This window comes from Aerococcus agrisoli, from assembly GCF_003797145.1.
Lineage (GTDB): Bacteria > Bacillota > Bacilli > Lactobacillales > Aerococcaceae > Aerococcus > Aerococcus agrisoli.
Genome location: NZ_RKMG01000064.1, coordinates 1 through 1,828 on the forward strand (window position 1 = coordinate 1; position 1,828 = coordinate 1,828).

Below are 1,828 nucleotides of genomic sequence, written 5' to 3' on the forward strand. Positions count from 1 at the left end.
TAAGTTCATTATAAAATCCGCCATCACTAATTTCAACTGGAAATTCATCCTTGATATATTTAGTATATATTTCATCGGCTGTCAAATTTTTATAAGATTGAACATTTTCTGTAGAGTGTAATTTGAAATCGTAAGATGCAGGTGTGTGAACATGGAACAAAGTTTTTTTGAATTCTCCCGCACTATTATTACGCTGGTTAATTTCTTCATAAGCAGCTAAAATTTCTTCATAATCTTTCCCCAAAAATTTACCTCCATGTCTTTAATTAGAAACTATAATTATATTTATGAACATAAAATTGTATATTTTCAAAGAAATTATAACATGTTAGTTAAAATATTCCGAAAGAAACCATCAACAACTCATTAAATATTAGTAATTTTGTATAAATTATAACTAAACAGGTTCTTTAATAAATAGTAAATAACGTATTCGCAATATTTGAAATTATTTACCAACACTATTTGTAAAGGAATTCTAAAATTTAGACAACGAAAAAAGAAGCCTTTTTTGAGGCTCCTTTTTCCTTATATAGCACATTATTTACTTATCATCTGCAAACCACCTGCAACCATTGAGTGGGAATAATTGTATATCCCACCTTAAATTGCTTCTTTTATTGGCAATATCCCCTTATCATTCTTGATAAAAATACGAATACTTACCAACAACATAACTACAATGCCAACAATAGCTAGCATTTCCAAAACTGTATATCCACCCTTTTCAATCAAGGTACTTCGAACACCATAGAAAGCCCATGCGATTGGTAGTGGCAAAATAGCATTTCTCATTGATTCTGTTACAAATGCTGCGATTGCCATTGCTACGATCATCACAATACCAGTCCAAACAGCATCTGAAATACCAAAGACTGACCAATTAATTTGCACTAGGAAAGCAGCTGCGTTAACCACAGATGCAATTAATAGCCAACCTGTATGTAAGCCAAAAGTAATTGCTGAAAACCATTGCCCTGGATGTTTAATGGTTCTGATTTTATTTAGACTAGCTGTTAATGCAAATAAATATGTGAAGATAAATATTGTCGAAATCCCTACCCATTCAAATGAAAAAGTCACAATCCAAATCATATTGGTCACTAAAGACAACCAATAGAATGGTGTAACCGCATTGATGATGTCACGATACGTAACCTTCTTTGAATTGAAGGCTATGAACAACACCCATATCAGCAACAAACTATAAATAATACCCCAAATACTAAATGTAAATCCTGCCGGTGCAATCAACGTATTGTATTTATCTGAAACCGCCGCTTGCGACATCCCGTTAATAAACCCACTAGCCCCCAAAAAATTCACGAAAAAAGTAAATAATAGTAATACGACATTAGACCAAGCTTTCTTTTGTGTAGACATAATTCTCTCCCATTTGTTTATTTAATATTTAATTCATTTCTCAACCAAACCTAATCATAACTTATTCTTTATTATTCCTTATTTGGAAACAACTTAAAAATGAGCAGATTTTCTATTATCAATATTCCCCTGAATGACATTATTATAAAACAAAAAAGAACCTAGATTCATGATGAGCAATCAAGTTTTCTTGGTTCGATAACAACTATTCATAATGGTTATATAAACAAATAAAAAGATATGTAAAAAATTTCTAAACAGAATTTTGAGCGACAAAGCATAAACTCTTATAGAAATCTATATGACTACTATTCATAGTATCAGAATATCTTGGAACACTCAAGTAACCAATTTGAATCATTTATTTAAATAAAATTACAGATTTTTTAGCTTTACTTTCCCACGACCTCTTTCACATAAACAAAAAAGGATAGGACATCGCTGT

At 30.9% G+C, this 1,828-nt stretch carries 1 protein-coding gene and 1 pseudogene; both read right to left on the reverse strand.

Annotation, left to right across the window (positions count from 1 at the left end):
* Window positions 1–244 (reverse strand): annotated as a pseudogene (locus EF384_RS09450) (hypothetical protein); the annotation flags it as partial.
* A 359-nt stretch (window positions 245–603) separates the two neighbouring features.
* Window positions 604–1,383: a TspO-related membrane protein gene (locus EF384_RS09455; RefSeq protein ID WP_123781450.1), complete on the reverse strand. Its 780-nt coding sequence runs from the start codon at window positions 1,381–1,383 to the stop codon at window positions 604–606.
* Window positions 1,384–1,828: the final 445 nt, after the last annotated feature.

Bases quoted from the DNA above. Each gene is read 5' to 3' on its own strand.
- EF384_RS09455 (WP_123781450.1), bottom strand. From the start codon at position 1,383: ATGTCTACACAAAAGAAAGCTTGGTCTAATGTCGTATTACTATTATTT.